Raw genomic sequence first — 25,558 nt, forward strand, 5'->3', positions numbered from 1 at the left:
CCTCGCTGCGCGTAGTGTGGCGATGGTGCACCCGCCGCGATTTGTCCTGCGTCAGGGGGCGTCGACGGCGCCACCTCGCGGCGGGATCGCAGCGAGCCGGTCCCGTAGCGCCGGCGCCTTGGGGAAGGCATAGCGGTAGACCTGGGCATTGCCCAGCACCTTCTTCACGTAATCGCGCGTTTCGTCGAACGGAATCGTCTCAATATAGATGGCGGCATCGATCGGTTGGTCGTCCTGCCAGGCGCGTGCGCGGCCAGGGCCCGCGTTGTAGCCGGCGGTGGCAAGCACCGGGTGCTTCTCCAGCCGCTCGAGGATGTAGGAAAGGTAGAACGTGCCCATCTGCAGATTGGATTCGGCGTGATGCACCGCGCTCGGGTCGTAGTTCTTGTCGCCCATCTTGGCGGCCACCCACTTGGCGGTACCTGGCATCAGCTGCATCAGCCCGCCAGCGCCGACGCGTGAGCGCGCATCGGTGACGAAGCGGCTCTCCTGGCGGATCAGGCCGAACACCCAGGCGGCATCGATGCCGTTGAGCAGTGCCTGGCGCTCGACCTCGTCGCGATACGGCACCGGATAGCGCAGTGCGATGTCGGCCATGGTGCGGCCACGCTCGGCGGCGTAGATCGAACGATCGAGCTGGCCGGCGCGCTCGGCCAGCACCGCCGCGGCGATCAGCTCGGGATCGGTGAGGCCGCGCAGCGACCAGTTCCATTCGCGCACCGCCTCGCTGCGCCAGCCGCCGTCGAACAGCGCCAGCGCCCGTGCCACACCGGGGCGCTGCCGTACCCGCGCGATCTCGGTCTCGGTGGGGCGATACGGCAGGTTGTTGGCGCTGGCGATCGGCGTATCGAGCTCAGCCGTGGCCAATTGGCCGTAGTACTCGTCGTGGGTGGCGAGCGCGGCCAGCAGCGCATCGGCCTCCATCTTGCGGTTCTTGGCCTTGAGCGCCTGCGCCTTCCAGTAGCGCCAGACCACTTCGCCTGCCTCGTCGGCGGGCAGCGCATCGATGCGCGTCAGCACGGCATCGACATCCTTGGCGCGTAGCGCCGCGCGGATGGCCCAAGCCCGGCCGCTGGCTGTCTGCGGCGTACCACCGCGGGCGAACCAGCTGCTCGCCTGCGGATGGCGCGATTTGGCTCCGGCTTCGCCGAGCTGCTGCCAACCGAAGCGCACATCGTCCTGCGGCCAGCCCTCGGTGCGGTTTTCCAGCCACGCCGCCGCCGCATCCGGGTTGCTGCGCGCCAACCGGCCGATCGCGTACAGCGCCGCTTCGCGTGCGCCGCGCCGCGCCGGGTTGTAGCCGCCGAGGGCCTTCACCGGGTCGCGCGCGGCCAGCGCCAGCGATTTGGCCTGCAGTTCGGCCGGGTTGCCGACGCGGGCGGCGATCTGGCGGGCGAAATCGGTGTTGTTGCGCAGCAGCGCGTCGCGGATGCGGGCCCAGACATCGCCCTCGCCGAGCTGGCCCTCGGCCAGCAGCCAGTCGAACACCGGGCCGCAGCTTTGCGGCTGGGCACGGCCCTGCAGATACAGCGCCTTGAGCTTGAGTGCCCCCTCACGCTTGCCGCGCGACAGGTTGGCCTGGGCGGCATAGCAATCGAGCTCGGTGGTCGGGGCATCGAGCTTCGGGTATTCGGCGAGCAGGGTGTCCCAGTCGCTGCGCTTGCCCACTTCGGACAGCCATTCGCTGCGCAGCTTGTCGGCGAGCGGGCTGCCGTCGTTGCGGGCGAAGAAGGCCCGCACCTCGTCGTTGGGCACGGTCGGCAGCTGTACGCTCAGCCAGTAGTAGTGCGGGTACATCGCCAGCACGTCGTTGGCATTGGCATCGGTGATGCTGGCCAGCCGGTTCAGGTCCCGCTTCTTGGCCGCGTCACGCACGGCGTCGAGATCGACGGCGGCCTGGGCGGCGAGGCTGCAAAAGGCAAGGGCGAAGACGAAGCGTTTCATGCGGGACGATACCGGGAGAGGGGTCAGAGTGAGGAAGAGCGCCAAGGCGCGACGAGGTTCCGTGCGCATTTTACTGCGAAACGCGGGGAGGGCTGACATGAGCCGTCATCGCCCGTTGGCGAGCTGGGGCATTTGCCATGCCCCGATTAGCGGGGCGCGGGCAAAAACAAGTAGAATCAACCGGTTTACAGGCACACACGCCGCGCATCGCGGTACACGACAACAACATGCTGACCTTCCAGGACATTCTGCTCACGCTGCAAAACTACTGGGGCCGCCAGGGCTGCGCCCTGCTGCAGCCCTACGACATGGAAATGGGCGCCGGCACCAGCCACACCGCCACCTTCCTGCGCGCCATCGGCCCCGAGCCGTGGAATGCCGCCTACGTGCAGCCGAGCCGCCGCCCCAAGGACGGCCGCTATGGCGAGAACCCCAACCGCCTGCAGCACTACTACCAGTTCCAGGTGGTGTTGAAGCCTTCGCCCGACCATATCCAGGAGCTGTACCTCGGTTCGCTCAAGGAACTCGGCATCGATCCGCAGGTGCACGACATCCGCTTCGTCGAGGACGATTGGGAAAACCCCACGCTCGGCGCCTGGGGCCTGGGTTGGGAAGTGTGGCTGAACGGCATGGAAGTCACGCAGTTCACCTATTTCCAGCAGGTGGGCGGCCTCGATTGCAAGCCGGTACTGGGCGAGATCACCTACGGCACTGAGCGGCTGGCGATGTACCTGCAGGGCGTGGAGAACGTCTACGACCTGGTCTGGACCGTGTTCCCCAATGGCCAGAAGGTCACTTACGGCGACATCTATCACCAGAATGAAGTCGAGCAGTCGACCTACAACTTCGAGCATTCCAACGTCGAATTGCTGCTGAGCCTGTTCAACAGCTTCGAAGGCGAGGCCAAGAAGCTCCTGGAAGCCAGCCTGCCACTGCCGGCGTACGAAATGATCCTGAAGGCGGCTCACACCTTCAACCTGCTCGACGCGCGTGGCGCCATCTCGGTGACCGAGCGCGCCGCCTACATCGGCCGCATCCGCAATCTGGCACGCGGCGTGGCGCAGGCGTATTTCGAAAGCCGCGAGCGCCTCGGCTTCCCGATGTGCCAGGCCTGATCCGGAATCCCCGATGAAGACCGCCCTCGTCCTGGCCTGCCTTCTCGCGCTGTCCGCCTGTGGCGACAAGTTCGAGACCGGCACGCGCGGGCCGGAGCCCGTGCCGTACAAGGGCGAGTGGCGCAACTACGGGGAAATGCCCGATTTTGACGTGTGGGTGGATGTCGATTCCATCAGCCACAATGATCGCTTCGCGCCGGACCAATACACCTATGTCTGGATGCGCCAGAACTTCAAGCGCGATCAGGTCGACGGGGTATCGAAGGGAACGTACCGCATCAAGTACGCCCGCGTCGCCATCGACTGCAAGAGCGGTCGCATGGCCGAGACCGCGGCCGAGCTGCGTGACGAGAACGATGGCGATGTGGCGCGCTACGACGTGCCCGGCTACCAGTGGGAATTCTCCACCCCGCAAACCGACAGCTATGGCGCCGATTTCGTGCGCCAGGTCTGCAAGATCATGGCGAGCAAAGACGCCGCAGAGAATCAAGAAGAGTAGAACCCATGTCCCAACAAACGCTGTTGATCGAGCTCCTGACCGAGGAGTTGCCGCCCAAGGCCCTGAAGAAGCTGGGCGACGTGTTCGCCCAGTCCGTGTTCGACGAACTCGCCAAGCTCGGCTTCGTCGACAAGTCGGTCGAGTTCCATCCCTTTGCCAGCCCGCGCCGGCTGGCGGTCAGCATCCCCAACGTGCTCGGCGTGCAGCCGGACCAACAGATCGAACGCAAGGGCCCGGCCGTGGCCGCGGGCTTCAAGGATGGCGCGCCGACCCCGGCGCTGGCCGGCTTTGCCCGCTCGTGCGGCGTGGCGGTCGAGCAGCTGGAACAGGGCTCGGACGGCAAGCAGGACGTGTTCATCTTTCGCTCGGTGAAGACCGGCGAGCCGCTGGCCAATGTGCTGGCCGGCATCGTCGAGGCTGCGCTGAAGAAGCTGCCCGCGCCCAAGATGATGCGCTGGGGTGATCGTGACGGGCAGTTCATCCGCCCGGTACATGGCCTGACGATGTTGCAAGGCGCCGAGGTGATTCCGGGCCAGGTGCTGCACCTGAATGCCGATCGCGTCACTCGCGGTCACCGTTTCCTCTCCAGCGGTGAGATCACGCTGGATCACGCTGACCACTACGCCCGCACGCTGTTCGAAGCGGGCAAGGTCGTGGCGAGTTTTGCCGCGCGCCGTGCACTGATCGGCAAGGAACTCGAAGCGGCAGCGGCCAAGCGTAGCGCCGCCATCGCTGCCGACGAGGCGCTGTTCGATGAGGTGACCGCGTTGGTGGAGTGGCCGGTGGTGCTGGAAGGCGAATTCGAGGCGGACTTCCTCAAGGTGCCGCAGGAATGCCTGATCCTCACCATGCAGCAGAACCAGAAGTACTTCCCGCTGCTCGATGGTAGCGGTCGCCTGACCAATCGCTTCCTGCTGGTGTCCAACCTCGCCAGCCTCGAGCCGGCGCAGATCGTGCAGGGCAACGCCCGCGTGCTGCGCGCACGGTTGTCCGATGCCAAGTTCTTCTACGAGCAGGACCAGAAGAAGACGCTCGACAGCCGCGTCGGCGGTCTTGCCAACGTGGTGTACCACAACAAGATCGGCAGCCAGCTCGAACGTGTCGAGCGGCTGCAGACGATAGCTGGCGCCATCGCCGGCCTGCTGCAGGCCGACGCGGCCCAGGCGCAGCGCGCTGCCCGCTTGGCGAAGGCCGATCTGTTGTCCGACATGGTTGGCGAATTCCCTGAGCTGCAAGGCATCATGGGTCGGTACTACGCCAAGCTGGACGGCGAGACCGATGCGGTGGCCGATGCCATCGAGGGCCACTATCACCCGCGCTTTGCCGGCGACACGCTGCCGCAGGGCACGATCGCTACGGCAGTTGCGCTGGCCGACAAGCTCGAGGCCATCGTCGGCATCTGGGGCATCGGCATGGTGCCGACCGGCGACAAGGATCCGTTCGGCCTGCGCCGCGCCGCGCTCGGTGTGCTGCGCATGCTGCTGAACCTGCCACTCGATGTACGTGAGTTGTTGGCGAAAACCGCAGCGGCCTTTCCGGCGGGCGTGGTCGCCGACGGCACCGTCGAGGGCGTTGCAAGCTTCATGCTGGAGCGGCTGAAGAACTACCTAGCTGCCGACTACCCGGCGGCCGACATCGATGCCGTGCTGGCGCTGGTACCCACCCGCCTCGACGATGTCGAGCGCCGGCTCGCGGCCGTGGCCGAGTTCAAGGCGCTGCCGGAGGCCGCCGCACTCGCCGCCGCCAACAAGCGCATCCGCAATATCCTGAAGAAGGTCGAGGGCGATCTGCCGGCGCTCAATGCCAACTTGTTCGCTGAGGCCGCGGAAAAGTCGCTGTACGATGCGTTGCAGACGGTGCGTGGCCCGGCTGAAACGGCGCTGGCGGCACAGGATTTCACCGGTGCGCTCAAGCAGCTTGCCGCGCTCAAGGCCCCGGTCGATGCGTTCTTCGACGGCGTGATGGTGATGGCCGACGATGCAGCGGTGCGCGGCAACCGCCTTGCCCTGCTGGCCGAGCTTGCTGCGCTGATGAACCGCGTTGCCGAGCTGTCGCTGCTGGCGGAATGATGTTCCGGCGGGGCGGCACGCGCCGTTCCCGCTTTTTCCACTCCGAATCGCCATGAAACTGCTCATTCTCGACCGCGACGGCGTCATCAACGAAGACCGGGCCGATTTCGTCAAATCGCCGGACGAATGGGTGCCGATTCCCGGCAGCCTGCAGGCGATCAGCGAACTGTCGCGCGCCGGCTGGACGCTGGTGGTGGCCACCAACCAGTCGGCGATCGGCCGCGGCATCATCAGCATGGATACGCTCAATGCCATCCATACCAAGATGCACCGCGCAGTGGCCGAGACCGGTGGCCATATCGATGCGGTGTTCTTCTGTCCGCACGCGCCCGATGCCGATTGCCAGTGCCGCAAGCCGCGGCCCGGCATGTTGCTCGACATCGGCCGGCGCTTCCATGCCAACATCGGTGATCGCGCCATGGTCGGCGACAGCCTGCGCGATCTGCAGGCGATCGCCGCGGTCGGCGGCAAGCCGGTGCTGGTGCGCACCGGCAATGGCGCCAAGACCGAGGCCACTGGCAACCTGCCGGTTGGCACCCGCGTCTACGATGACCTAGCTGCCTACGCCAGCGCCCTGCTCAATCCCAGCCTCGAATCCCAACCATGATCTGGTTCCGCTCCGCCCTGTACTGGCTCGGCATGGTCGTGCTGACGCCCCCGTTTGCCATCCTGGCCATCCTGATCCTGCCGTTGCCACCCCAGGTGCGCTATCGCGTGATCACGCTGTGGACCCACTCGCTGCTGTGGTGGCTGCGCGTGACCTGCGGCGTGCGCTATGTGGTCGAAGGGCGCGAGCACATCCCGGCGGGTCCGGCGATGATCCTGTGCAAGCACCAGTCGGCATGGGAAACGATGGCGCTGCAGCAGATCTTTCCGCCCATGGTGTTCGTGCTCAAGCGCGAGCTGTTGAAGATCCCGTTCTTCGGCTGGGGTTTGTGGGCGCTGTCGCCGATCGCAATCGATCGCGGCAACCGCGCCGAAGCGCAGCGCATGTTGATGGATCAGGGGCGTGACCGGCTGGCCAAGGGCTTCTGGATCCTGATCTTCCCCGAGGGTACCCGGGTACCGGCCGGCACCCGCGGCAAGTACAAGCACGGCGGGCCACGGCTGGCGATGGCGCTGGATATTCCCATCGTGCCGGTGGCGCTCAATTCGGGCGAGTTCTGGCCGCGCAACTCCTTCCGCAAGTGGCCGGGCACCATCACCGTGCGCATTGGCCCGACCATCCGGCCGCATGGCACGCCGACGGCGGTGAGCGAACAGGTGGAAAGCTGGATCGAAGGCGCGCTCGCCACCTTCGAAGGCCAGGGGCCGTGCCACCCGCGCAATCGCTGATGCGATGACCGTGCTGCACCGCCTCGTCACGCCAACCCGCACCCTGGAGTATGCGGTGGCGCGCTCCAGCCGGCGGCGCTCGATCGGGCTCAAGATCGATCATCGCGGGCTGACGGTGCAGCTGCCACAACGCGCACCGCTGGCCGAGGCCGAGCGGGTGCTGCGGCTCAAGCTTGACTGGGTGCTCAAGCACCTCGATGCGCAGCCCGCCGCACGGCCAGCCCTGGTGGATGGCAGCAGCGCCTGCTGGCTGGGCCAGCCCCGTGTACTGCGCAGCGGTGCCACCCGCACCCGCTTGAGCGAGCAAGAACTCCACCTGCCGGGTAGCGAGGTACAGCTTGCCGCAGCGCTGGCGCGCTTCCTGCAGCGCAGCGCCCGCACCTACTTCAGCGAGCGCGTGGCCGTCTGGTCCGCCCGCATGGGCCTGGCGCCACGCGCGCTCAAGCTGACTTCGGCGCGTACGCGCTGGGGCAGCTGCACCTCCGCGGGTGACATTCGACTCAATTGGCGTTTGCTGCAAGCGCCGCCCGAAGTGATCGACTACGTGGTGATCCACGAGCTGGCCCATCTGGCCGAGCTCAACCATTCCGAGCGCTTCTGGGCCATCGTCGAGGCGCACAGCCCGGCATGGCGCGTGCACCGCGACTGGCTGCGCCGCGAAGCGGCGCATTTCGCGGTCTAGCCCGGATCGCCTCGCGCAGCCCGTTACAATGGCGTTTTGCCCGCTGGAAGCTGCAATGAGTGATGAATCGATCAGGCTGTCCAAGCGCTTGACCGAGCTGGGCCCCTATTCGCGCCGTGAAGCCGACGAACTGATCGAACAGGGCCGCGTGCGCGTCGATGGTCAGGTGGTCGATACCCTGGGTAGCCGGGTGTTGCCAGGCCAGCGCGTGGAAGTGCTGGCTGCTGCGGCCACGGTGAGCGCATCGCGTGTGACCTTGCTGTTCAACAAGCCGGCAGGTCTGGCCGAGGGCGAAGATGGCGTGGCGGGCTGGCTGAAGCCGGCGCAACGCCAGGCGCATGGCGCCAGCGACATCCTGTTTCTCAAGCGCCACCTGCGGCACCTGCAATTGGCCACGCCGATGGCGGCGGAGGCCAGTGGCCTCGTCGTACTGACGCAGGAGCGGCGGCTGGTAAGCAAACTGCAGCAATCGCGCGATTTCGAGCATGAATGGCTGCTGTGGACCGATAAGCCGGTCGATGCCGCGCAGCTGGCGAGGCTGAATGGCGTGCGTAGCCTGGATGGGGTGGCACTGCGGCCGTTCAAGCTGACGCAGCAGGCCGAACGACAATTGCGGCTGGTCTTGCGCGAAACCCTGCCATCCGGGCTGGCCGCACTGTGCGCTGTGGCAGGAATAAGGCTGGTGCGCAGCCAGCGCATCCGGGTGGGCCAGATCGCCGTGACCGGCCTCGCGCCGGGGCAGTGGCGCTATCTGGGTTTGGGCGAGCGCTTCTGAGCGTTGTCTGGTTACCGGCTTTGTACTGCAATACAGGCGTGCTGGCACCGGTTCGCCAAAACGAGAAAACCACCGCAAGGGTGGTTTTCTCGCTTGGAGCGGGGAAAGTCGCAATTACTTGCGGCACTTCACCCACTTGCCGGCGACGGAGGCGTCCACCAGTTGCGAACCCGGCCATTGCTGTTCGCAGAACGTGATCGGGCTCATGTTGTTCAGCCAGCCGTAGAAAGTTTGCGTCTGCGGTGCGGCGGGGGCGGAAGTATCCTTGCTGCACTTCACCCATTGACCAGAGACGGAAGCATCAACCAAGTTGGAACCCGGCCATTGGCTGGAGCAGAAAGTGATCGGGCTTTGATTGTTCAGCCAGCCATAAAACGTGCGGACTTCCACCGCGGCCGATGCAGCGGTGGACATGCCCATCAGCACGAGTGCGGCGGATACGAAATACTTCTTCATGTTTCCTGTTCTCCATGGAGCAACAAGCCATCCCGGTGGGCATGGTCTTGGGTGAACGTTGCAAGGGGCTGAGTCGATACGCGAATTCAACCACACATGTTTGCATGTGCACGCCAAGAATCAGGATTTTCTACTACACGGTCAATGCACGCGTCATTTGCTGTGGTTGTGCAACAACATGCACGCGTTGCGCTTTCGAGACGGTATCAAGGCCGCACAGTATGGCGGCAGGCGCTGCCGACGCGTTGGCCTGTCGTTGCCATGCCATCAGGCGCTGCAATGCCAGATCAAGTCCGACATGCGCCGGGTGAGGGAGCGTATGCAGGATGGATGTGGGCTTGCCGTACGCATCGCCGTGGCCACGGTGTAGCCCTGCAGTGCCCAACCGTGCGTCCCGTGTTGGTGGATGGCTTAGCGCCGTGGCCGACTGGTGCCGCGGGCGTAATCGCCCACGTCGGCCGTGCCGCCTTCGCTCTGGGCGATGGAGAACTGCGGCTGGGTCTGGGTAATGACCAGCGTGCCGGCCAGTTGCTCGGGCATGCCAAGGCGCAGCGCGTCGCCCTCGATCAGGCCGTCCACTGGCATGCTGCCGGGCTTGAGTCGGTAAAGCTGCAGCCGGTCGCCCGGCTTGAGGCCGGCCATGCTGCCGGCGTCGAGATAAACCTGGCCGCGCTCGGCGCGCACGACCCGGGCCGAGAACGGTAGGCAACCGAGCTCCGCCTGGGTCGTGCGGACCATCTCGTCCAGTTGTTGCGCCACGGCGGCGCCATAGCCGGTGTCGTAGAAGCTGGCGCTGCCGAACTGAGTGCCGCCGCGCATGGCCACCTCGCCACCAGCGCGCGCCGTGAAGCGCTTGCGGCTGATCAGTGCGCCGGATACGCCATCGAACAGCAGCAGGTCGGTGTCGAAATAGCGTGTCCTGGGGGTGGCCTTGAGGCCGGGCTCGAAGAAATCCAGCAATGGCACGATAAAGCCCAGCTTGCGCTCTCCCTGGCGCACGTCATTGGCACCGTAGCTCAGCGTGTAGCGCTCGCCTTCGGTGCTCATGTCGTTGATCACACCGGCAACGACGAACTGGGTGGCGTGCTGCCGTGCCAGCCGGCGCACGTGCTCTGGTTGCTGGCGCAGGTCGGCGAGGCCGGGATCGATGGTGAACGGCGCATCGTTGCCGCTGCGGCTGGCAGCGAAGCCGGCGTCGTCGAGCCGGCTGGTCAGTGCATCCTGCAGGCCGATCTGCAACTGGCCGATGTCGCTACCCTGACCGGGCTGACGGATGCGGAATGGCGTAACCAGTAATTTGCGGCGATAGCCGTCGCTGCAAACGGGTGCTGGGGTGGGCGCAACGGCCGTCGTTGCTGCCGGTGCCGTTTCGGGCGCGGCCGCTGCGGCCGTTGCAGGGGCGGGAGCCGGTGCACTCGTCGGCTCGATTTCAATGTGGTAGAGGCCGCTGGCCTGCCATTCACGCAGCACGCGGTAGCCGGTGGGCTGGCTGCGTGGCCGCAACTGGCTGGCCTGTGCCAGCCGGCCGCCATCACTGTCTTCCATGGCCTGGATTCGGGCACCGTCGGCCAAGCCGGCATTGAGCAGCGCGTCGTCCAAGGCCTGGCTGCGCGCCAAGGCCACGTCGTTGTCGACCGGTGCCACGCCGACCACTGGCGCCGCGGCCAGCGGCGCGATGCAGACGGCGGCAAGTAGCAGGGGCAGCAGGCGTTTCATTGCGCGTAGTAGAAGTTGCTGGTCGGGCTGCGGTCCGGCACCACCTCCACGGCGGCTTCCGCCGTGGCTGCCACCGGCGCGGGTGCAGCGGTGATGGTGGAGACGATCTCGCCGTTCGGATCAGCTGCCGGCGGCGAGGTTTCCGGTAGCTCGCCGCCGGCCAGTGCGGCGACAAAGGACGGCGCCAGCGTCAGTTCCAGCGTGGTGGTGAAGCTGCCATCGGCCGCTTCGCGCACCGCGACGACGCGCGCGCCGCGCAGGTAACCATCGACGAACACGCGCATCCGGTCGTCCGTCAGTACCATCATGCCGACGGTGCTCTGGCTGGACAGCCGCACGCCCGAGACCGTCTCCGTCAAGCTGCGATAGGCATCGAGCTTGGACGCGCGCATTGCCGCGAGCTTGCGTTGGGCCGGCGACAGTTCCTTGGCTTGCGGTGGCGCACCGTGGCCGATGGCTGTGACGACCTGCGGCACGATCACGGCGGGTGCGCTCTCGGTCGGTGCGGGCGACTTGATCCAGCTGCAGGCACCGAGCAGCAGGCTGAGCGCGAGGAGGGCGATGCGTGGGGTCATGTCGGATAGAAGGCGGCTGGATGCGGCTAGTCTAGGGCCTGTCACCAACGAATGCCATGGCGACAGGCCGCGCTGTGCCGCCAGCGGGACAGCCTTAGCTGCCGCGCACCCGGAACACCAGGTCCCACACGCCATGACCCAGCTTGATGCCCCGGTTCTCGAACTTGGTAAGCGGGCGATAGTCCGGGCGTGGCGCATAGCCGTCGGCGGTGTTTTCCAGCAGCGGCTCGGCGGACAGCACCTCCAGCATCTGGATGGCGTAGTCCTCCCAGTCGGTGGCCAGATGCAGATAGCCGCCGGGACGGATGCGCGAGACCAGCTGCTTCACAAACTCGGGCTGGATCAGCCGGCGCTTGTTGTGCCGCTTCTTGTGCCAGGGGTCGGGGAAGAACACGTGGGCGCCATCCAGGCTGCCCGGCGCGATCATGTGCTCCAGCACCTCGACTGCGTCGTGATGGACGATGCGGATGTTGCCGAGGTTCTGCTCGCCGATCAGCTTGAGCAGGCTGCCGACACCGGGGGTGTGCACTTCGATGCCGAGGTAATTGGTCTCGGGGGCGGCGGCGGCGATCTCGGCGGTGGCATTGCCCATGCCGAAGCCGATCTCCAGCACGGTGGGGGCACTGCGGCCGAATGCGGTGGCAAGGTCCAGCGGCTCGGCGACATAAGGCACCAGGAAGCGCGGGCCCAGTTCTTCGAGTGCACGCTCCTGCCCCTTGGACAGATGGCCTTGGCGCAGCACGAAGCTGCGGATGCGGCGCATGAATTGCGGTTGGTCGTCTTGCGGTTGATCGGTGGTCATCATCGGGTACTCAAAGCAAAAGGCGCCGCTCGCGGCGCCTGCGAACGAGGGCGGATTATACCTGCAGGCAGCGCGGCGTTTGCCGTGGCCGCCCGGCGGGAATCAGAGCGTCAGCCCGTAGTAGCGATACACCGTATCGAGCTCGTAGCCCAGTGATTCGTACAGCGCCTGTGCGCGGGTGTTGCTGTGTGCGGTGGAGAGCTCCAGCCGGATTGCGTCGCTCGCCCTGCCATGATCGCGCGCCTTGTCCATCAACTGCCGGGCCACGCCGTGCTGCCGGGCATCCGGCGTGACATAGAGATCGGACAGGATCCAGATGCGCGCTGCAGCGGTCGAGCAGAACGAGGGATAGAGCTGGATGAAGCCCGCTGCTTGTCCGGCCTGCTCGGCGAGCAGCAGCACCGATTCCTGCCGCGCCAGCCGCTGCTGCAGGAAGGCGCGTGCGGCGGGTACATCGTGCGGCTGTTCGTAGAACACCCGGTAGGCGGCGAACAGCGGCGCCAGGGCGTCCAGATCATCGAGGCAGGCGTAGCGGACAAGCGCGGACATCGGTTTCCTTATTGGGTGGCAATCAGCCCTTGGAGCGGGCTGCTGGGGTCGCCACTATATAGCTTCCTCGGCATGCGTCCGGCCAGATAGGCATCACGCCCAGCCTCGACCGCCAGCTTCATCGCGCGGGCCATGCGGATCGGGTCGCGGGCGCCGGCAATTGCGGTATTCATCAGCACGCCGTCGCAGCCCAGCTCCATGCCGATGGCGGCGTCCGACGCTGTACCGACGCCGGCATCGACCAGTACCGGTACCGACGATTGCTCGATGATCAGCCGCAGGTTCCACGGGTTGAGGATGCCCATGCCCGAGCCGATCAGGCTGGCGAGCGGCATGATGGCGCAGCAGCCGATCTGTTCCAGCTCGCGGGCGATGATGGGATCGTCCGAGGTGTAGACCATCACATCGAAGCCTTCCTTCACCAGCACTTCGGCGGCCTTCAGCGTTTCGCGCACATTGGGGTAGAGCGTGTTCGGATCGCCCAGCACTTCCAGCTTCACCAGCCGATGGTCATCCAGCAGTTCGCGGGCGAGGCGCAGCGTACGGATGGCGTCTTCGCTGCTGTAGCAGCCGGCGGTATTGGGCAGGTAGGTGAATTCGGATGGCGGCAGGTAGTCGAGCAGGCTGGGCTCGCCGGCGGTCTGGCCGATGTTCACGCGGCGGATTGCCACGGTGATGATCTCGGCGCCCGAGGCGTCGATCGCGGCGCGCGTCTCGGTGAAATCCTTGTATTTGCCGGTGCCGACCAGCAGGCGCGAGTTGTAGTTTTTGCCTGCGATCTGGAATAGGTCTGGACCGGCGAGGTCTGGGGTCTGGGCGTTCTGGGTCATTCTGGCCTCATGGAAAGCATCGAAAGCACGTTTTTGCCCGAAGCAAGCGTAGCGAGCGGGGGCAGGGCAAGGAATAGCACTGGAGCAACCGAAATGGGCGTGTGGCCCATGAGGATTGTGAAGCGCGCATGACGCCGCAATGCGCCCGCGCAGTAGCGTTGCCGGGTAAAAATCAGCCGCCGCCGACGGCGACGACCAGCTCCAGCACATCACCGTCGGCGAGTTCGATCGCGGCATGCTGGCTGCGCGGCACGATCTCGCCATTGCGCTCCAGCGCAACGCGCTTGCCGGCAAAACCGAGTTGTTCGATCAGCGTGGTGACGGTGAGCGGGCCGGCGAAGGTCTTGGCCTCGCCGTTGATGGAGAGCTGGAGCACGGGGCGATCCTGAGAATGGAATACCGGCGGCGATTTTAACATGGGGTGGCATGGCCCCCCTTGATCTGACACAGTCGGTGCAGGCTACGGGGGCTGCGAACGTGTTCGCAAGGCGGAGTTCGCGTGAGGCGCTTAGTTGCTGCGCGTGCGCTGGATACGGTAAACCGAAGGCAGCGCGCGCAGGCGTTTCATCACCTGGGCAAGGTGGACCCGATCATGCACCTGTAGCGTGAACTGGATCTGGATGTAGCGCTCGTCACCGCTCTGTTCCTGGGTAGCGACCGAGGCGATGTTGGCGTTGGCTTCGGCAATGGATGCGGCGATCTCGGCGAGCGCGCCGCGGGTGTTTTCGGCCAGCACCCGGGCCGGCACGTCGAACAGCCGGGCCACGGCCGGATCCCATTCGACGTCGATCAGCTTGTCCGAATCGACGCGCCCGCCCGACAGCAGCGGACAGTCGTGGGTGTGGATGACGAGGCCCTGGTCCTTCTTGAAGAAGCCGATGATGGGGTCGCCCGGGATCGGGTTGCAGCAGCGGGCAAACTGGATCGCCATGCCCTCGGTGCCGCGGATGGTGACCGCGGTGGCCTTCTTGCCCGGCGCGGGCTCTTCCAGCCATTGGCCGGACAGCTGCAGCAGGCGCTTGGCGACCACCACGGCGAGGCGCTTGCCGAGGCCCACCTCGGCCAGAGCCTCTTCGCGGCTCTTGGCGTTGTTCTCGCGGATCCAGCGCTCCCACACGTCTTCCGACGGCATGGTGGCATTGGGCAGCAGCGTGGTCATGGCCTGCAGCAGCAGCCGCTCACCGAGCAGCACCGCTTCCTCGTGCCGCATGTTCTTGAGGAAGTGGCGGATATGGCTGCGTGCCTTGCCGGTGGTGACGAAGGTCAGCCAACTCGGATTGGGTTTGGCGTGAGCAGCGGTGACGATCTCGACCTGGTCGCCGTTCCTGAGCTTGGTGCGCAGCGGCACCAGCTCGTGGTTGACCTTGGCGGCGATGCAGCGGTTGCCGATGTCCGAGTGCACGGCATAGGCGAAGTCGACGCAAGTGGCGCCGGACGGCATCGACAGGATCTTGCCCTTGGGCGTGAACACGTAGACTTCGTCGGGGAACAGGTCGACCTTGATGTGCTCGAGGAATTCGACTGCGTCGCCCGATTCCGATTGCAGCTCCAGCAGCGATTGCAGCCACTGGTGGGTCTTCTGCTGCACATCGGAAAAGCTTTCGTCGCCGGACTTGTACATCCAGTGGCTGGCTACGCCGGCATCGGCGACGCGGTGCATCTCCTGGGTGCGGATCTGGATCTCGATCGGCGTGCCATAGGGGCCAAACAGCGTGGTGTGCAGGCTCTGGTAGCCGTTGGACTTCGCGATCGCGATGTAGTCCTTGAACTTGCCGGCGATCGGTTTGAACAGGCTGTGCAATGCGCCAAGTGCCAGGTAACAGGTGGGCACGTCGCGTACGATGACGCGAAAACCGTAGATGTCGAACACCTCGGAGAAGCTGAGCTGCTTTTCCTGCATCTTGCGGTAGATGCTGAAGAGGTTCTTTTCACGGCCGGTGACGCTGGCATCGATGCCGGCATCCGACAGCTTGAGCTTGATGCTGTCGAGGATCTTGCCGACCACCTCGCGCCGGTTGCCGCGTGCGGCCTTCAGCGCCTTGGACAGCACGTCGTAGCGGCGCGGATGCAGGTACTTGAACGACAGGTCGTCCAGTTCCTGGTAGATGCTGTTGAGGCCGATGCGGTTGGCGATCGGCGCGTAGATTTCCATGGTCTCGCGGGCGATGCGCTTTTGCTTGTCCTCGCGCATCGCGTCCATGGTGCGCATATTGTGCAGCCGGTCGGCGAGCTTGATCAGGATCACCCGCAAGTCGCGCGCCATCGCCAGCAGCATCTTGCGGAAGTTCTCCGCCTGCGCCTCTTCCTTGCTCTGGAACTCCAGCTTGTCGATCTTGCTCATGCCGTCGACCAGCTCGGCCACATGACGGCCGAATTTTTCGGTGAGCTCGAGCTTGGAGACGCCAGTGTCCTCCATCACGTCGTGCAGCAGCGCGGCGGCGAGGGCCTGGGCATCGAGGTGCCAGTGAGTCAGGATGCCGGCGACGGCCAGCGGATGGGAGATGTACGGATCGCCAGTACGGCGCATCTGGCCGCGGTGCGCGGCCTCGGAAAACTTGAAGGCGGTGGCGAGGAAGGCCCGGTCTTCCGGGCGGAGGTAGGCGGTTTCCTCACTGAGGAACCGGTTGGCCGCTGCCAGCACCGCCGGCGCGGAGCCGGCAAGTTCGGGCACATCTGCAGCGGCCAGTGCCGGCTCCATGACGACGGTTCCGGCGATCAGGTCCGGTTGCGCGTCAGGATCTCGCGGCCGACGAGGCCGGAGGCGATTTCGCGCAGCGCGAGCACGGTGGGTTTGTCACGGCCCGGGGCATCGATCTGCGGTGTGGCGCCGTTGGCGATCTGGCGAGCGCGATAGGCGGCAGCCAGGGTCAGGTCGAAGCGGTTCTCGATGCGGGGCAGGCAGTCGTCTACGGTCACGCGGGCCATGGGAAATCCTTGTCTTGAAAGGGGAAACAGTTAGCTTGGATTGTACCAGAAACGCAGACCGCCCCGCGAGGCGGGGCGGCAGGGGAGCACCTGGGCTCAGGCCTTCAGTGCGTCGAGCAGGGCGCCGTGGCGGATGCGCTGCGTCGGCAGGCGCAGGCGCATCGCCCGCACCACCGAGACGATGTCGCGCACGGCTTCGTCGATGTGCTCGTTGACGATGATGAAGTCGGCCTCGCCGTAGTGGCTCATTTCCTCGCGGGCGGCGGCCATGCGTTCGGCGATCACCGCCTCGCTGTCCTTGCCGCGATTGCGCAGCCGCGCTTCCAGTGCTTCGATGGCGGGCGGCAGCACGAAGATGCCGACGGCGTCCGGGAACAGGCGCTTGACCTGTTGCGCGCCCTGCCAGTCGATCTCGAGCAGGATGTCGCGGCCATTGTCGAGTACCGACGCGATCCAGGTCTTGGACGTGCCGTAGTAGTTGCCGTAGACCTCGGCGTACTCCAGCAGCTCATTGGCGGCGATCATGCGCTCGAATTCGGCGCGCTCGACGAAATGGTAGTCCTGGCCGTCCACTTCGCCGGTGCGCGGGGCACGGGTGGTGAAGGAAATCGACAGCTGCACATTCTGGTCCGCCGCCAGCAGGGCGGCCACCAGCGTGGTCTTGCCTGCACCGGAAGGGGCCGTGACTACGAAAATATTGCCTCTCGCCATCGTGAAAATCCGTAAAAAACTAAGGGGCAGGTTAGCACATTCATTGCGTCCGCAAACAGCACCGCCATTGCGTCGACGGGCCATGCAACGAAAAAGGGCGACCGAATGGTCGCCCTGGCTTGGCTGGCCCGTGATCAGCCTTGCAACAGGCTTAGCACTTGTTGCGGCAACTGGTTGGCCTGCGACAGCATCGCAGTGCCGGCCTGCTGCAGGATCTGCGCGCGGGTCAGGCTGGCGGTTTCCGCCGCGAAATCCGCATCCTGGATCCGGCTGCGTGCGGCCGAGAGGTTCTCGGTGGTGGTTGCCAGATTGGAGATGGTGGCCGAGAAGCGGCTTTGCAGGGCGCCGAACTTGGCGCGCTGGTCGTTGATGGTGGTCAGCGCGTCGTCGACGATGCGCAGTGCCTGACTGGCGTTTTCCACAGTCGAGACGTCCAGCGTTTCCACTGTCTTCAAATCGGCCTGGAAGGACGAGCCCGAGGCGAATACCGTCGAGTTGTCCACTGCCGTGAAGAACACCCCCGAGGTGAAGGCGGCGCTGGCCGTGGTGATCGAGTATGAATCGGCTGCATTCAGCACCACTTGGCCACCAAAGTACACGGAGCCGGTGGTGCCGCCGGTGAACACGCTGGCGCTGGCGAGGTACTGGCTCGAGCCGCTCGACGACACAGGATCGTAGTTCCAGATGTTGAGGTCGCCGCCGATGCCGCTGGCGATGCCGCTGGCCGAACTCAGCGCGATATTGGAGCCATCCTCGGCCACCAGCTTCACGCCGTAGCGGGTGGTACCGGTGGTGTCGGTGAAGGTTTCCACCTGCGCAGTCACGCCGGTTTGCGACGCCTTGGCATTGAAGGCGGCGACGGCCTGCGAGTATTCGTCGGCATCGATGGCGCCATTGTTGTTGCCATCAGCCACGTTGAAGGTCACCGACTGGAAGGTGCTGCTCTTGGAAGCGAGCGCCAGCGAGAAGGTGCCGCTACCCATCGACAACACGGTCTCGGTGCGGGCGCTGGCTTTTACGCCGGTGCCAGCCTGGTTGATCTTGGCGGCGATCTCGCGCGCCATGTCGGTATCCTCGACCGAGATCGAGATGCCGTTGATGCTGAAGGTGCCCGAGGCCGAGACCGCGACGCCTGCGGCATTGACGATGCCGGTGGCACCCGGCGAGAAGGCGGTGCCGGAGGTCAGGAAGTTGCTGATGGTCTTGGCGCCAGTGCCGTTGCCGTTGCCGATCTGGTAGGTACCGTATTGGTTGGTCTTCAGATTGGACGTCGTTGCCAGAATGGTTTCGTTGGCATTGGCACCGATCTGGTAGACCGCAGCGGTGAAGCTGCCGTCGAACAGCTTCTGGCCGTTGAACTGGGTGGTCTGCGCGAAGCGTTCCAGTTCGCTGGTGAGCTGGGTGACTTCGGCATTGATCGCTTCGCGGTCGCCGGCCGAGTTGGTGGCATTGCCCGATTGCACCGCGAGTTCGCGGATGCGCTGCAGGATGTCGCCCATCTGCGCGAGCGCGCCTTCACCGGTCTGGGCCAGCGAGATGCCGTCGTTGGCATTGCGCTGCGCCTGGGTGGAGCCACGGATCTGGCTGGTCATGCGCTCCGAGATGGCGAGCCCGGCGGCATCGTCTTTGGCGCTGTTGATGCGCAGGCCGGACGACAACCGTTGCAGCGATTGCTGCAGGTCGCCCTGACTCTTGTCGAGGTTGCGCTGCGCATTCAGCGACGGAATATTGGTGTTGATGACTTGCATCACGGTTCTCCTTGGCGGGCCTGCGACGGTCCGTCTGTCGGCCGACGACAAGCGCCGTGCCCGGTTCGGCAGCCACGCCACGCGTGCCACCCATTGCGGGGCGTGTCATGCAAAAGCCATGCCAAGAATATTTTCGCCAGATGACGGACGGCATTGCCGCCCGGAAATGCGCACCAATGCTCGCTGTTCCCTGCCGGGATGGGGCGGGATACGCCATTGAATCAAGGCACTAACCGCGTCTGGCTACAGGGCGGCAATCCCAGGCGGCAAAGCCCACCACGGGATGACGCGGCAAAACTTGCCGCCGCGAGGGCGGCAAGGATGTCGGCGCGCTTGGCAGGCAAAGGCTGGATGGGAAACCGCATTTCGCAACCCGCGAGCGGATCGACGTGGGCATTGCCGTGCCGCTTGCGCGTGCTCCTTTCCCCAAGGCTTCGCGCCAGAAGCTGCAACGAACCCGCGCGAACGCAGGGTGCGACCTAGTCGGCGATCAGCTGGATGCCCGGCAGGCTGGCCAGGCTGACCTCACGGGTGATGGCGACGAACTCGGTGAGGTAGGCGGTGCTGGCGCGTTCCTGCGGCACGGCAGCATAAAGCTCGGAAGTGAGCCCTGCGGCGGTGATCGGCTTGGCCACGATGTAGCCGCGCTCCAGATAGGGCTGCACGCTCCAGCGTGGCAAGGCAGCGATGCCGCGCCGGCTGGCCACCAGCTGCAGCATCGCCACCGTGAGCTCGGTGGTGCGGCGCTTCGGGTTCACGCCCGCCGGTCGCAGCACCTTGCGTATCAGGTCCAGCATGTCGTCCGGCACCGGGTAGGTGATCAGCATTTCGTCGGCGAAGTCGGCGGCGTCCAGCAGCGGCTTGCTGGCGAGCGGATGGTCGCGGGCGAGAAGGGCGACCATGTCGTAGGCGAACAGCGGAAAGTGGGTGATGCGGGCCTCAATCTCGCGCTCGGACACGATGGCGAGGTCGGCGCGGTCTTCGAAGATCAGCCCGACCGGATCGGCATGAAAGCCGGAAACGATGTCGAGCTCCACCTCCGGCCAGCGCTCGCGAAAGGTGTCCATTGCCGGCATCAGCCAGTCGAAGCAGGTGTGGCATTCCACGGCGATGCGCAGGCTGCCGGCCTCGCCTTCGCGCAGCTTGGCGATGTCACGCTCGCTCGCCGCCACGCGCGGCAGTACGTCCTCGGCGAGCTGCACCAACTTGTCGCCGGCCGGCGAGAGCTTGAGCGGCTGCTTGCGCACGAACAGCGGCAAGCCGTAGTGCTCTTCTAGCAGGCGGATCTGGTGCGACAGCGCTGACTGCGTCAGGTGCAGGCGTTCTGCCGCGCGGGTGAGGCTGCCGGCGTCGCGGATTGCCAGCAGCGTTTTCAGGTGGCGCAATTCGAGCAGCGATTGCATTGAGCAAAACTCATGATGATCGTGAAAAGAATGAGTTTGAATCATATGAAAGTCGGGCGGATCATGCAAACCACATTCATGGATGTTGGAGTTTGCAATGACTACTGCTCATGTATTGGGCTTTCCCCGCATCGGCGGCCAGCGCGAGCTGAAGTTCGCCATCGAGGCGTTCTGGCGCGGCGAGATTGCCGAGACCGAGCTCGCCGCTGTCGGTAGCACGCTGCGCCGCCGCCACTGGCAATGGCAGAAGGATGCTGGGCTCGACTTCGCCAGCGTCGGCGATTTCGCTTGGTACGACCAAGTGCTGAACACTGCGGCGCTGCTCGGTGCGCTGCCGTCCCGCTTCGGCTTCGACGCCAAAGCGCTCAATCTCAAGCAGTACTTCGAGCTGGCGCGCGGCAATGCCGGCCAGCCGGCGCTGGAAATGACCAAGTGGTTCGATACCAACTACCACTACCTCGTGCCGGAACTGGACGACCACACCCGCTTCGACGGCGGCGTGGACTGGTTCTTCCACGAGGTGCAGGAGGCGCTGGCCCAGGGCCACGCGGTGAAGCCGGTGCTGCTGGGGCCGCTGTCCTTCCTGTATCTCGCCAAGACCAAGGCGGCGGGTCTTAACAAGCTGGGGCTGGCTGCCCGCATCGTGCCGGCATATCGCCGCATCATCGACAAGCTGGCGGCGCAGGGTGTGACATGGCTGCAGATCGACGAACCCATCCTTGGTCTCGAACTCGATGCCAGCTGGCTCGCCGCATTCGAGCCGGTGTACCGCGAGTTGGCGCAAGGTGGCATGAAGCTGTTGCTGGCTACCTACTTCGACAGCGTCGCCGCGCATGCTGAGCTGCTGGCTGAGCTGCCGGTGGCTGGCGTGCATATCGATCTGGTGCGCGCGCCGGAACAACTCGATGCACTGATCACCCACTGGCCGCAGGACAAAATCTTGTCGGCTGGCGTGATCGACGGCCGCAACATCTGGGCGGCCGATCTTTCCGCCAAGCTGGCCACGCTGGAAACGGCCCAAGCGCGGCTCGGCGAGCGGCTGTGGGTAGCGTCGAGCTGCTCCTTGCTGCACAGCCCGGTCGATCTGGATTCCGAGGACGCGCTCGATGGCGAGCTCAAGTCTTGGCTGGCCTTTGCCAAGCAGAAGCTCTCGGAAGTGGCGCTGCTCAAGACCGCGTTGGTGCAGGGCCGTGCCGCAGTGGCCGAGCAGCTCGCCGCGAGCGATGCGGTGGCCAAGGCGCGCCTGACCTCGCGCCGCATCCACAATCTGGCGGTGAAGGCCCGTGTTGCCGCCCTGACAGCGGGCGATGCCCAGCGCACCAGCACCTATTCGCGCCGCGCCGAACAACAACAGGCCTGGCTCAAGCTGCCGTCGCTGCCGACCACCACCATCGGCTCCTTCCCGCAAACCCGCGAAATCCGCGCCGCCCGCGCTGCGTTCAAGCGCGGCGAGTTGCCCGAGGCTGATTACATCACCGCAATGCAGGCCGAAATCCGTCTGGTGGTGGAGAAGCAGGACGCGCTGGGCCTTGACGTGCCGGTGCACGGCGAAGCCGAGCGCAACGACATGGTCGAGTACTTCGGCGAGCAGCTGGCCGGCTTCACCTTCACCCGCTTCGGCTGGGTGCAGAGCTACGGCAGCCGCTGCGTGAAGCCGCCCATCATCTTCGGCGATGTGTCGCGCCCCAAGGCGATGACGGTCGAATGGAGCCGCTACGCGCAATCGCTGACCACCAAGCCAATGAAGGGCATGCTCACCGGCCCGGTGACCATTCTGCAGTGGTCGTTTGTGCGCGATGACCAGCCGCGCGAGCAGACCTGCCTGCAGATTGCGCTGGCGATCCGCGACGAGGTGGTCGATCTGGAACAGGCGGGCATCAAGGTGATCCAGATCGACGAGCCGGCGTTCCGTGAAGGCCTGCCGCTCAAGCGCGGCGACTGGGATGCCTACCTGGAATGGGCTGGGCGCGCCTTTCGCGTATCGGCCTCCGGCGTGGTGGACAGTACGCAGATCCACACCCACATGTGCTATTCGGAGTTCAACGACATCCTGCCGGCGATCGCCGCGATGGATGCGGATGTGATCACCATCGAGACCAGCCGCTCGGACATGGAACTGCTCGAAGCTTTCGGCACCTTCCACTACCCGAACGAGATCGGTCCGGGCGTGTACGACATCCACAGCCCACGCGTACCGCCGGTGGCCGAGATGCTGCGGCTGATCGCCAAGGCGCTGGACGTGGTCCCGTTTGATCGGCTGTGGATCAACCCGGATTGCGGCTTGAAGACCCGCGGCTGGCCGGAGACCGAGGCGGCACTGCAGAACATGCTGGATGCTACCCGCCAGGCGCGCGCCGCGCTGGCCGAGGGCCGCAAGCTGGTGGTCGATGCCGCGCAGGCCTATACGCCAGTGCACGGCAGCGGCGCCTGCAGTTGCCACTAGGAGCGGCCAACAAAACCCTTCTGGCTATGTCGCACTCCCCTGCCGTACGCCGTGTACTTTCTGCGACCGAAGGAAGTCCGGTTTATCGCCTTTCAGGGCGCTTCGTGCTCCTTGCCAGAACCGCTGCATTGGGTTTTCAGCCGCTTAGAGCCATCGAAGAAAACCCGGCAATGCCGGGTTTTCTTTTCCTGGAATGACGAGAGACCGCGATGTTTAGCCAGATCGTGCAGTTCCGTCTGATGGTTGAAGCCGATGCCGATCACTTCGAGGCGCTGATCGACCAGATGATCACCTGGCTGCAGCAACGCTCCGGCTTTATCGGCTACCAGCTGTTCCGTACCGGGCGGGACGGTATCGACCTGATCCACTGGCAGGATGAAGCCAGCTGCCGGGCCGGCTTGGCCGCTTTCCTCGAAACCGGGCTCGCCCAGGCGCTGATGGCACTGTGCGAGTCGGAGTGCAGCAGCTTCTTCGGCACGTGCCGCCGCAACGTTTGATCGGCGTCATGCATCGGAGATAGCAGCTTGCTGCGTTGCAGCATATGCTGGGATGCGACCCATCCTGAGGAGGAAGCTGCCGTGTCCTATGCCTTTGAAGACCTTTCCGTCGGCTTGACGGCCGAGTACCGCAAGACACTGACCGAGACGGACGTGGTGCTGTTTGCCGGCCTCACCGGCGACAACAACCCCATGCACATCGATGCCGAGTTCGCCGCCGAGACGCGCTTCGGCGAGCGGGTGGTGCACGGCATGCTCACGGCCAGCATGCTGTCATCGGTGATCGGCATGAAGCTGCCAGGCCCAGGCTGCATCTACATGTCGCAGAGCCTGCGTTTTCTGAAGCCAGTGCATATCGGCGAGACGGTGACTGCAACCGCCGAAGTGATCGAGTTGCTGCCTGAGAAACAGCGGGTACGGCTCAAGACCACCTGCTCGGTGCGTGGCGAGCCGGTGCTCGATGGCGAGGCGCTGATCTGGGTGCCGAAGCACGATTGAGTTTGCGCTGCCGCGTGCCGATGGGCTCAAGCCGATAGCGGCTTGCCCATCACCACCAGATCCTGCGTCCGGTAGCCATTCCTTTGGTAAAAATCGCGCGCTGGTACCACTGCACCGGTCATCAGGAATGCTTCGCCATAATCCACGGCGGCGAGCTGGTGCTCGAACTCGGCGAGCAGTCGTTGGCCGTGGCCTTGCCCCTGCACTTGCGGCGCCACGCACAGCTCCTTCAGGTGAAAGCTCCAGTGGTCGATCCAGCGCTCGCCCCAGCCAAAGACCAGGGCAATGGGCGTGGCGCCATCGTGCAGCGCCAAACCGACAAAGCGTGGAAAGGCGGCGAAGTGCTGCAGCCGTTCGCGGGCTGCGGCTTCGCTCCAGCCGTCACACCAGGGCGGGGCGTTGAACACCGTGCAGTAGAGCGGGGCATGGTCGGCGATATTGGCAGTGGTCAGCGATACGAACATGGCGGCGATGAAAAAGCCCGGCGAGGCCGGGCTGTGTGGTTGGCAGGAGGGCGGTCTTACAACCCGATCGCCTCGTCCTGGCCCAGGAGGATGTTCAGATTCTGCACCGCCGCGCCGGATGCGCCCTTGCCCAGGTTGTCGAGGCGGGCGATCAGCACCAGCTCGCCGCCGCTCTTGCTGGCGTAGGGCAGGATCTGCAGCTGGTTGGTGTTGGATAGCGTATCGGCGCGCAGGAAGGCGCCGCGCTCCAGCACGTCCTGGCTGCCCAGCGGGGCCACGGTCACGAAGCGCTCGCCCGCATACCAGTCGGTCAGTGCCTTGGCCACGTCTTCTGCCGAACCGTTCAGTTGCGAGGCATGCAGCGGGATCGCCACCAGCATGCCGGTGGGGAAGTGGCCGACGCTGGGCAGGAACACCGGCTTGGTGGCAAGGCCCGTGCAATGCTGGATTTCCGGCAGGTGCTTGTGTGACAGCCCCAGCGCGTAGAACGCGAACGGTTCGGCGTCCGCGTTTTCATGCACCTCGATCAGTGCCTTGCCGCCGCCGGTATAGCCGGAAACGCCGAGGATGTTGAGGGCGGTATCGGCCGGCAGTACGCCGCGTTCGATCAGTGGGCGCAGCAGCGCGATGGCGCCGGTGGCGTAGCAGCCTGGGTTGGCGATCCGGGTGCTGGCGCGGATTTTCTCGCGCTGGTCGGCGGCGAGTTCGGGAAAACCATAGACCCAGGTCGGATCGATGCGGTGGGCGGTGGAGGCATCGATCACGCGCACGGCTGGGTTCTCGATCATCGCAACCGATTCGATAGCGGCATCATCGGGCAGGCAGAGGATGACCACATCGGCCTCGTTCAGCAGCGCCTTGCGGTGTTCGACCGAACGGCGCAGCGCGACGGGCAGGCTCAACAGCTGCAGATCGGTGCGCCCGGCAAGGCGTTCGACGATCTGCAAACCGGTGGTTCCGTGTTCACCGTCGATGAAAATCTTGGGCAGGCTGGCCATCTCGTTCTCCTCATTGCGCGAACTGGGGAGCTTAGCGGCAGATGCCGCAGCGCATCAACGACGGTGGCGTGACAAAACGTCAGCGCTTGAGCCTGTGGGTGATCTCGAAGCATCGACCCTCGCGGAACCAGACGTCGTATGCCACCTGGCCCCTGCCAGGTGGCATACGCATCGCCGTGATCCCACGCATCCCACTGCGTGCAAGGCCCGGCGCGCGTTTCAAGTTGCTCCAGCGTCAAACCGAGCAAGGTATCTGGCTGTGAAAAGGTCTCTTCCAGACGGGCTTGCGCGATGCGGCGCTCCCGACTGGCGTGCGGCCAGCCGATCGCGCAAAGCAGGCCCAATGCGCACAGCAAACCGAGGGTGATCAACATAGGTCATCGTGCGCGTTCCGGTCAGTACTCAACAACTGCGCGATGATGAGCTTCTGGCCTGCCTCATCGTGAAGCCGTCTCTGTCGCGTTCGGTAGGCTTTAACGGCCGGGTGAGCGTGACTAGGTGCACCGTTCAGCGTTGATCTGATG

25 protein-coding genes are annotated in these 25,558 nt (G+C 65.1%); 10 read left to right on the forward strand and 15 right to left on the reverse strand.

What is annotated here, in order from left to right; translation table 11 throughout:
- Positions 1 to 51 precede the first annotated feature (51 nt).
- Entirely contained in the window at positions 52 to 1,944 is a 1,893-nt protein-coding gene (locus FLM21_RS03035; RefSeq protein ID WP_187360059.1) for a lytic transglycosylase domain-containing protein, read from the reverse strand.
- Between the two features lie 227 nt (positions 1,945 to 2,171).
- Between FLM21_RS03035 and glyQ the strand changes: the two genes are divergently transcribed.
- From glyQ to FLM21_RS03070, 7 genes are read left to right on the forward strand one after another with little or no spacing between them, the layout of a single operon-like run.
- The gene (glyQ, locus tag FLM21_RS03040) at positions 2,172 to 3,059 is read left to right on the forward strand and encodes a glycine--tRNA ligase subunit alpha (protein WP_148714151.1); all 888 of its coding nucleotides are present in this window, start codon (positions 2,172 to 2,174) and stop codon (positions 3,057 to 3,059) included.
- A 13-nt stretch (positions 3,060 to 3,072) separates the two neighbouring features.
- Positions 3,073 to 3,558, forward strand: a complete 486-nt coding sequence (locus tag FLM21_RS03045) for a surface-adhesin E family protein (RefSeq protein ID WP_148714152.1) — start codon at positions 3,073 to 3,075, stop codon at positions 3,556 to 3,558.
- Between the two features lie 5 nt (positions 3,559 to 3,563).
- Positions 3,564 to 5,627 carry a glycine--tRNA ligase subunit beta gene (glyS, locus tag FLM21_RS03050; RefSeq protein ID WP_148714153.1) on the forward strand — a complete coding sequence of 688 codons (2,064 nt, stop codon included), beginning with the start codon at positions 3,564 to 3,566 and terminating at the stop codon, positions 5,625 to 5,627.
- 52 nt (positions 5,628 to 5,679) lie between these two features.
- Entirely contained in the window at positions 5,680 to 6,234 is a 555-nt protein-coding gene (gmhB, locus tag FLM21_RS03055) for a D-glycero-beta-D-manno-heptose 1,7-bisphosphate 7-phosphatase (RefSeq protein ID WP_148714154.1), read from the forward strand.
- Positions 6,231 to 6,962 (forward strand): lysophospholipid acyltransferase family protein, encoded by a 732-nt coding sequence (locus FLM21_RS03060; protein ID WP_148714155.1) that lies wholly within the window; start codon positions 6,231 to 6,233, stop codon positions 6,960 to 6,962. The genes gmhB and FLM21_RS03060 overlap by 4 nt, the downstream gene beginning before the upstream one ends.
- Before the next feature lie 4 nt (positions 6,963 to 6,966).
- A complete protein-coding gene (locus tag FLM21_RS03065) occupies positions 6,967 to 7,644 on the forward strand; it encodes a M48 family metallopeptidase (protein WP_148714156.1) in 678 nt (225 codons plus the stop codon).
- A gap of 55 nt (positions 7,645 to 7,699) precedes the next feature.
- A complete protein-coding gene (locus tag FLM21_RS03070; RefSeq protein WP_187360060.1) occupies positions 7,700 to 8,419 on the forward strand; it encodes a S4 domain-containing protein in 720 nt (239 codons plus the stop codon).
- Positions 8,420 to 8,533: 114 nt separating this feature from the next.
- Here FLM21_RS03070 and FLM21_RS03075 read toward each other — a convergent pair whose 3' ends face one another.
- The 12 genes from FLM21_RS03075 to FLM21_RS03130 all read right to left on the reverse strand — a co-directional run bounded on the left by FLM21_RS03075 (position 8,534) and on the right by FLM21_RS03130 (position 20,134).
- Positions 8,534 to 8,875, reverse strand: coding sequence for a hypothetical protein (locus FLM21_RS03075; protein WP_148714158.1), 342 nt, complete (start codon positions 8,873 to 8,875; stop codon positions 8,534 to 8,536).
- 411 nt (positions 8,876 to 9,286) lie between these two features.
- Positions 9,287 to 10,591: a flagella assembly protein FlgT middle domain-containing protein gene (locus FLM21_RS03080; RefSeq protein ID WP_148714159.1), complete on the reverse strand. Its 1,305-nt coding sequence runs from the start codon at positions 10,589 to 10,591 to the stop codon at positions 9,287 to 9,289.
- A complete protein-coding gene (locus tag FLM21_RS03085) occupies positions 10,588 to 11,166 on the reverse strand; it encodes an LPP20 family lipoprotein (RefSeq protein ID WP_187360061.1) in 579 nt (192 codons plus the stop codon). Before FLM21_RS03085 ends, FLM21_RS03080 begins: the two co-directional genes overlap by 4 nt.
- Before the next feature lie 94 nt (positions 11,167 to 11,260).
- Entirely contained in the window at positions 11,261 to 11,968 is a 708-nt protein-coding gene (gene trmB / locus FLM21_RS03090) for a tRNA (guanosine(46)-N7)-methyltransferase TrmB (protein WP_222846831.1), read from the reverse strand.
- 102 nt (positions 11,969 to 12,070) lie between these two features.
- The gene (locus FLM21_RS03095; protein WP_148714162.1) at positions 12,071 to 12,517 is read right to left on the reverse strand and encodes a GNAT family N-acetyltransferase; all 447 of its coding nucleotides are present in this window, start codon (positions 12,515 to 12,517) and stop codon (positions 12,071 to 12,073) included.
- Positions 12,518 to 12,525: 8 nt separating this feature from the next.
- A complete protein-coding gene (locus FLM21_RS03100; protein WP_148714163.1) occupies positions 12,526 to 13,347 on the reverse strand; it encodes a thiazole synthase in 822 nt (273 codons plus the stop codon).
- Positions 13,348 to 13,519: 172 nt separating this feature from the next.
- Positions 13,520 to 13,723, reverse strand: a complete 204-nt coding sequence (gene thiS, locus FLM21_RS03105) for a sulfur carrier protein ThiS (RefSeq protein ID WP_148714164.1) — start codon at positions 13,721 to 13,723, stop codon at positions 13,520 to 13,522.
- Positions 13,724 to 13,855: 132 nt separating this feature from the next.
- Positions 13,856 to 16,045, reverse strand: coding sequence for a RelA/SpoT family protein (locus FLM21_RS03110; protein WP_148714165.1), 2,190 nt, complete (start codon positions 16,043 to 16,045; stop codon positions 13,856 to 13,858).
- 17 nt (positions 16,046 to 16,062) lie between these two features.
- Positions 16,063 to 16,272, reverse strand: coding sequence for a DNA-directed RNA polymerase subunit omega (gene rpoZ, locus FLM21_RS03115; protein WP_148714166.1), 210 nt, complete (start codon positions 16,270 to 16,272; stop codon positions 16,063 to 16,065).
- A 96-nt stretch (positions 16,273 to 16,368) separates the two neighbouring features.
- A complete protein-coding gene (gmk, locus tag FLM21_RS03120; protein WP_148714167.1) occupies positions 16,369 to 16,983 on the reverse strand; it encodes a guanylate kinase in 615 nt (204 codons plus the stop codon).
- Positions 16,984 to 17,117: 134 nt separating this feature from the next.
- Positions 17,118 to 18,731 (reverse strand): flagellin N-terminal helical domain-containing protein, encoded by a 1,614-nt coding sequence (locus tag FLM21_RS21480; RefSeq protein WP_148714168.1) that lies wholly within the window; start codon positions 18,729 to 18,731, stop codon positions 17,118 to 17,120.
- A 479-nt stretch (positions 18,732 to 19,210) separates the two neighbouring features.
- Complete coding sequence (locus FLM21_RS03130) at positions 19,211 to 20,134, reverse strand: LysR family transcriptional regulator (RefSeq protein WP_148714169.1); 924 nt, start codon at positions 20,132 to 20,134, stop codon at positions 19,211 to 19,213.
- A gap of 97 nt (positions 20,135 to 20,231) precedes the next feature.
- On the opposite strand from FLM21_RS03130, the gene metE reads away from it, so the two are divergent.
- From metE to FLM21_RS03145, 3 genes are all read left to right on the forward strand, one after another.
- Positions 20,232 to 22,577: a 5-methyltetrahydropteroyltriglutamate--homocysteine S-methyltransferase gene (gene metE, locus FLM21_RS03135; RefSeq protein ID WP_148714170.1), complete on the forward strand. Its 2,346-nt coding sequence runs from the start codon at positions 20,232 to 20,234 to the stop codon at positions 22,575 to 22,577.
- A 209-nt stretch (positions 22,578 to 22,786) separates the two neighbouring features.
- Positions 22,787 to 23,074, forward strand: a complete 288-nt coding sequence (locus tag FLM21_RS03140) for an antibiotic biosynthesis monooxygenase family protein (RefSeq protein WP_148714171.1) — start codon at positions 22,787 to 22,789, stop codon at positions 23,072 to 23,074.
- A gap of 81 nt (positions 23,075 to 23,155) precedes the next feature.
- Entirely contained in the window at positions 23,156 to 23,572 is a 417-nt protein-coding gene (locus FLM21_RS03145; protein WP_148714172.1) for a MaoC family dehydratase, read from the forward strand.
- A gap of 26 nt (positions 23,573 to 23,598) precedes the next feature.
- Here FLM21_RS03145 and FLM21_RS03150 read toward each other — a convergent pair whose 3' ends face one another.
- A complete protein-coding gene (locus FLM21_RS03150) occupies positions 23,599 to 24,036 on the reverse strand; it encodes a GNAT family N-acetyltransferase (protein ID WP_148714173.1) in 438 nt (145 codons plus the stop codon).
- A 56-nt stretch (positions 24,037 to 24,092) separates the two neighbouring features.
- The gene (gene argC / locus FLM21_RS03155) at positions 24,093 to 25,034 is read right to left on the reverse strand and encodes an N-acetyl-gamma-glutamyl-phosphate reductase (RefSeq protein ID WP_148714174.1); all 942 of its coding nucleotides are present in this window, start codon (positions 25,032 to 25,034) and stop codon (positions 24,093 to 24,095) included.
- Between the last annotated feature and the right edge of the window lie 524 nt (positions 25,035 to 25,558).

Source organism: Chitinolyticbacter meiyuanensis (genome assembly GCF_008033135.1).
Taxonomy (GTDB): domain Bacteria; phylum Pseudomonadota; class Gammaproteobacteria; order Burkholderiales; family Chitinibacteraceae; genus Chitinolyticbacter; species Chitinolyticbacter meiyuanensis.